This window comes from Natronospira sp. (assembly GCF_007134575.1).
Lineage (GTDB): Bacteria > Pseudomonadota > Gammaproteobacteria > Natronospirales > Natronospiraceae > Natronospira > Natronospira elongata.
On sequence record NZ_SLKM01000084.1, the window covers coordinates 1 to 5,129 of the forward strand.

Here is a 5,129-nt window from a genome sequence, read left to right on the forward strand (position 1 = left end):
AAGCATCAGGGTGTTACCGTCCACATGCAGTTGGCGGTCAGTGTTAAGGGCACGGCGGGTATTTTCCGCATACAGGTCATCGACATTATCCGTCGTGTACACCTGGGCACGGAGCGGGGGACAGCCCACAGAGGCGCAGTTGACCGCGAAGTGGACACGGGCATCCGCCCAGCCTTTGTCCCAGGCTTCTTCACCGAGCAGGATGCCCTTCTCCATCTGGTCCAGACTGTATTTCTTGCCGCCGATATCGAACAGTTCACGCTCAAAGACATTTTTCCGGAAGGGGTTTACCCGGCCGCCATAATCCCAGACCGACTCCACCACTTCGCCGTCCGGGCGCTCTTCCAGAATGTGGGCGATCATGAAGAAGTTGTAGGCGTTCAACCAGAAGGCATTGAAGCTCTCCCGGTCGTCTATCCGTGAAGGGTCAAAGTCTGCAAGCGCCGCCCTTTGCTGCTGGACAAGCGCCATGGTCTCGTCCTTGGCCAGTGCCTGATGATAATCGAAAGCCGTCACCAGGCCGTCATGGTCCAGGTCTTTCTCCGTCAAGTGTCGATCCAGGATCTGCTGGAAGTCATTGAACACCTTTTCCAGGGAGGTCGCACTGGCGGGCGCAGCCACAATGGCCAGTGCCAAAACAATCACGCCGGCCCAGGGGGTGGTTCTTGCTGATTTCATCGTATGCTCCATTTCCAGTCGGCCAGGATTTGCTTAGACGGGGCAGACGCGGGGCTTGTTACAGAGAGCGCTGACGAAGTTTCCATTTCACCAGTCCGGCGATGAGCAACAGAACAGCAAGGATGAACAACGGCAGCAGTTCTCGGCCACCCAGCGCCTCATCGCCCCGGGCTGCGGTGGCAAGGCCATGGATGGCGCTGGCATACACCCACCATTTGACCCCCAGCCCCACCAGGGCTGCGGCGATGAAGCCGGGCAGGGGCAGACGGAGGATGCCGCCGGCATAGTTGACGATGGAATGGGGAAAGCCGGGCAGAGCCCGAAGGGCTGTCTGGGTCAGGAAGTCTCCGCGTTGTTCCAGCAGCCCGATCACCCGTCGGGAGGCAGGGCCGACACGCCAATCCCGGCTGAGCCGGCCGGAGAGAAAATAGGCCCCGACGGCCCCAGCGGTCGCACCGGATACCAGAACGGGGACGGCGATCCAGGGGGGCAGAAAGGGCGCGATTGCCCAGATGATGGTGCTCCCCGGCAGGGCAAAGGTGAACAAGAGGATCTGCACCACAACCAGTAGGGCCAGAGTCAGGGGGTTGCCCGCCAGCCTCTCTCCCCAGGCAAAGACCGTGTCCACCTCCACCGGTTGCCATACAGCGAAGATCAGGCCAACGGCAACAATCAGAATCAGCAGCAGTGGGCCGGCAGTGGTGCGTCGATCCATTGTCAGGTATCCGGGTTGGCCCGGATGACGGCGCCATCGGCCGAGTCGGTCAGGATATAAATCGCGCCTTCCGGGCCGGTTTGCACGGCCCGGATACGGGCGCCGATGTCTTCAAAATGACGGTGGGTCGCAACCACCTCCTCACCCTCCAGTTCCACCCGAATCACCGCCCGGGCCACCAGACCGGCAATCAACAGATTGCCTTGCCAGCGGTGAAAGGCTTCGCCGCGATACTGGCTCATGCCGGCCGGGGCAATGGCCGGTGTCCAGACGTGAATCGGATCCTCCATTTCCGGAAGGGATTTGTGGGGCGTGATGCGGGCGCCTGAATAATCCACCCCGTGGGTCGCCGCGGGCCAGCCGTAGTTCGCCCCGGGCCGGATGATATTGAGCTCGTCACCGCCCCGGGGACCATGCTCGTGTGACCAGATGAGGCCGGTCTCCGGGTCGTGGATGATGCCCTGAATATTGCGATGGCCGTAGCTGTAGATCGCAGGAAGACTATCCTGATCGTCCACGAAGGGATTGTCGGAGGGGATGCTGCCGTCGGCATTGAGGCGGATCAGGCTACCCAGGTGACTGCCCCTGTCCTGGGCGGCTTCGCGGTAGTCGAATCCATCGCCCAGGCCCAGCAGCAGGGTTTCGTCGGGGAGGAAGGTCATCCGTCCACCGTAATGGACGGGGGTATCCTTGCTTGGCTCACTGTCGAAAAGTACGTCCAGATCCGTCAGTGCGTGGTCTTCCAGACGGGCACGCACAACCCGGGTGGTGTTGGCCTTGGGGGTGCCATGGGCCAGGCTCAGATAGATCCAGCCGTTATGCTCATAATCAGGATGGAGCATGACCTCGAACAGCCCACCCTGGCTGGCCACATAGGCTTCGGGTACCTCGGCGATGGGCTCCGGGTGCAGGATCCCGTCCTCGATCAGACGCAGGCGGCCGGCACGCTCGGTCACCAGAATGCGGCCATCAGGCAGAAAGGCGATGGACCAGGGGTGCTCAAGGCCCTCGGCCACCGTTTCCAGATCATAGTCATGGGCCGTGGCCGTGGACAGGGGAAGCAGGCAGATGAAGAGAATTGCTGGCAGAATGCCTTTCATGGTCGCATCATCCGGTTAAGCCAGATTTGGGAACCGCTGTACGGAGGTTCCGTTAACTTATCAGAAAGGAAGGATTGGATGAATCGGCAACGCCTGCTTGTTCCCATTGCCTGGCTGGCCCGCTTGCTGGCGGCCACCGCGGTGACCGCAGCGCTGGGTTCGCTGGTCCAGACCCAGTTCAACATGAATGCCATCGCCGCCCTGGGCGCACCTGTGGACATGTGGACACGGGTGGTGGTCAGCGTCCAGGATCTGACCGGGTTTGCCCCGTTGTGGGGAGTGCTGGTGGGGATCAGCCTGTTGCTGGCCTTTGCCGTGGCCGCTGGCATCAGCCGTCTGAAGCCGGACGTGGCAGGATGGCTGTATCCCATCGGCGGTCTGGCGGCGCTGCTGACCCTGCTGGGCCTTTTGCACGGCCTGCTGCCCATGACTCCCATCGCGGCGACCCGCAGCCTGAGCGGCACCCTGCTGATGGCTCTGCCGGGTTTGGTGGGCGGATGGCTTTTTCTTTATTTGAAACAGCCGTCGGCCGAGCAAGTCCAATCCACAAGCAGCTGACAGGAGAGTGCGTGATGGCCGATGAGAAACAGCCCCTGTTCGCCCGGGAGGTCAAGGAGGCGGCGGAAGAGGATGAACTGGTCTCGGAATTCAAGGCCGGCAACCGCTACCTCGCCGTGCCGCCAGAGATGGCCGGCTGCAGCTTCGGCCCGGACATGAACGCGATCCAGGCTGAAAAGCCGGAGGTGAATGGAGACGATTTCCCCCTCACCCCCGGCAGTTCAGAGGGCACCGGCCTGGAATAGCCCGCTGGCCTAAAAGTTCGGCGGTCGTGCCTGATGATGCTCGGTGGCGACCTGCCAGGCGCTGACCACTTCCAGCAGGCGATCGTCTTCAAACAGGCCGCCGGTGAAGGTGATGCTGGTCGGGCGCTCCCCTTCGTCAAAGCCGTTGGGGACGGTCACGGCCGGGTGGCCGCTGAGATTGGTGGCCAGCAGGTTGAGATTGCCATGTGAGGGCGCGACATAGACGTCCACCTCGGCCACCATCTCATGCATTTCCTCGATCAGCCGCTGGCGTAGACGATTGGCCTGCAGGTATTCCACCGCGGGAATGAAGCGCGCTGCCCGGAACACATTGGGCCAGGCGAATTCCTCCTGGCGGACCAGCTCGTCTGCCTGACTGTCTCGAGTGAAGGCATCAAAAGCGGTGGCCGCTTCCACATCGAGGATGAGTTGCATGGCCCCCAGGGGTAGATTGGGCAGGGCAACGGGGCGCAGTTCCGCGCCGAGCGCCTCCAGATCGTCCAGAACCGCTTTATCCTGTTCGCTGGCGCCTTCGAAGGTGTTTTCCAGATAGCCGATGACCACCCCCTCCAGGCCTTCCCGGGGCTGATAGTCGAAAGCCACCGGGTGCAGGCTGACATCCTTCCCATCCGGTCCGTCGATGACGGCAAAGACCCGGGCGGCATCATCCACACTGCGGGTCATGGGCCCGACCTTGTCCATGCTCCAGCTCAGGGCCATGGCCCCATGCCGGCTGACCCGGCCGAAGCTGGGACGTAGTGCAGTGGTGCCGGTCCGGGTGGCGGGGGAGACCAGCGAGCCCAGGGTTTCGGTGCCCAGTGCAAAGGGCACCAGCCCTGCCGCGGTTGCAGCACCCGAGCCTGCAGAGGATCCGCTGGCACCCTGTTCCAGCTCCGGGTCCCAGGGATTGCGGGTGGTGCCGCCATACCAGACATCCCCCCAAGCCAGCGCCCCGAGAGTCAGCTTGGCGATCAGCACGGCGCCGGATTCATCCAGCTTGCGGATCACCGTGGCGGTTTCATCAATCACCTGCTCTTCGAAGGGTGCCGCGCCCCAGGTGGTGCGGGTCCCCTCCACGGCAAAGAGGTCCTTGGCGCCATAGGGGATGCCATGCAAGGGGCCCCGGTCGATGCCGGCCGCCAGTTCCCGGTCGGCGGTCTCGGCCTGAGCCAGGGCACGGTCCTCGGTGAGGCTGATGACCGCTTCCAGGCGGTCGCCGTGCTCGCGCAGGCGGCCGAGAAAGAATTCGGTCAGTTCCACCGAGCTGATTTCGCCGTTGCGCAGCAGCGCGCCAAGCTCCGACAGCGACAGCCAAGCCAGCTCGGCATCGTCCGCCGGGCGGCTGAAGTCTTCCGGATAGGACCATTCCGGTTCCACCGGGTCTGAGCGATAGTCATAGCCGATGGGCCGCGGATCGAAGACCAGCGCCGGTGCCTGCGGGTTGGGAATGAGCGTCTCGCGCATCTGCTGGTAGCGGCTGCGGTGGCTTTCCAGGGTGTTCTGCATCAGCTCACGGTCCTCGGGCCGGAAGGCCAGGTCCATCAACTGTTCCGCGGCAGCGGCATTGGCTTTGGAGACGCCTTCATCCGGGGCGGGGTCGGGGGCAAGCCAGTAAGCACCCAGCCCGCCAAGGGCCAGGCCAAGGAAAAACAGCAGGGGCGCCAGTAGTCGCATCGCTCACTCACCTTGTTAGCATCAACAGGAGCCTGAGTGTGCCACAGACGGGGCGAAGGAATCCCAGGGCAAAGGGAGAAAAGACGCCCCGGGGCCGAAGCCGCCGGGGCGCTTGTGTTACCGGGCCAGCTTTATTGCCTAGCGGGCCGGTTCCGCATA

The 5,129-nt window shown here is 63.1% G+C and carries 6 protein-coding genes; 2 read left to right on the plus strand and 4 right to left on the minus strand.

Annotated elements, in window-relative coordinates; all coding sequences use genetic code 11:
• The 3 genes from ACJWXQ_RS03345 to ACJWXQ_RS03355 form a co-directional block, all read right to left on the minus strand.
• A partial coding sequence (locus ACJWXQ_RS03345; RefSeq protein WP_406672139.1) for a DUF547 domain-containing protein occupies window positions 1–678 on the minus strand: 678 nt, incomplete at its 3' end.
• A gap of 58 nt (window positions 679–736) precedes the next feature.
• Window positions 737–1,393 carry a TVP38/TMEM64 family protein gene (locus tag ACJWXQ_RS03350; RefSeq protein ID WP_406672140.1) on the minus strand — a complete coding sequence of 219 codons (657 nt, stop codon included), beginning with the start codon at window positions 1,391–1,393 and terminating at the stop codon, window positions 737–739.
• Window positions 1,394–1,395: 2 nt separating this feature from the next.
• Window positions 1,396–2,493 (minus strand): PQQ-dependent sugar dehydrogenase, encoded by a 1,098-nt coding sequence (locus tag ACJWXQ_RS03355; protein ID WP_346050128.1) that lies wholly within the window; start codon window positions 2,491–2,493, stop codon window positions 1,396–1,398.
• Window positions 2,494–2,571: 78 nt separating this feature from the next.
• Between ACJWXQ_RS03355 and ACJWXQ_RS03360 the strand changes: the two genes are divergently transcribed.
• Entirely contained in the window at window positions 2,572–3,051 is a 480-nt protein-coding gene (locus ACJWXQ_RS03360; protein WP_406672141.1) for a hypothetical protein, read from the plus strand.
• 14 nt (window positions 3,052–3,065) lie between these two features.
• Window positions 3,066–3,296 (plus strand): hypothetical protein, encoded by a 231-nt coding sequence (locus ACJWXQ_RS03365; protein ID WP_346050124.1) that lies wholly within the window; start codon window positions 3,066–3,068, stop codon window positions 3,294–3,296.
• Between the two features lie 9 nt (window positions 3,297–3,305).
• Here the strand turns inward: ACJWXQ_RS03365 and ACJWXQ_RS03370 are convergent, their stop codons facing one another.
• Complete coding sequence (locus ACJWXQ_RS03370) at window positions 3,306–4,970, minus strand: amidase (RefSeq protein WP_406672142.1); 1,665 nt, start codon at window positions 4,968–4,970, stop codon at window positions 3,306–3,308.
• Window positions 4,971–5,129 lie beyond the last annotated feature (159 nt).

Coding starts and splice junctions, on each gene's coding strand:
- ACJWXQ_RS03350 (WP_406672140.1), bottom strand. CDS start 1,393: ATGGATCGACGCACCACTGCCGGCCCACTGCTGCTGATTCTGATTGTT.
- ACJWXQ_RS03355 (WP_346050128.1), bottom strand. CDS start 2,493: ATGAAAGGCATTCTGCCAGCAATTCTCTTCATCTGCCTGCTTCCCCTG.
- ACJWXQ_RS03360 (WP_406672141.1), top strand. CDS start 2,572: ATGAATCGGCAACGCCTGCTTGTTCCCATTGCCTGGCTGGCCCGCTTG.
- ACJWXQ_RS03365 (WP_346050124.1), top strand. CDS start 3,066: ATGGCCGATGAGAAACAGCCCCTGTTCGCCCGGGAGGTCAAGGAGGCG.
- ACJWXQ_RS03370 (WP_406672142.1), bottom strand. CDS start 4,970: ATGCGACTACTGGCGCCCCTGCTGTTTTTCCTTGGCCTGGCCCTTGGC.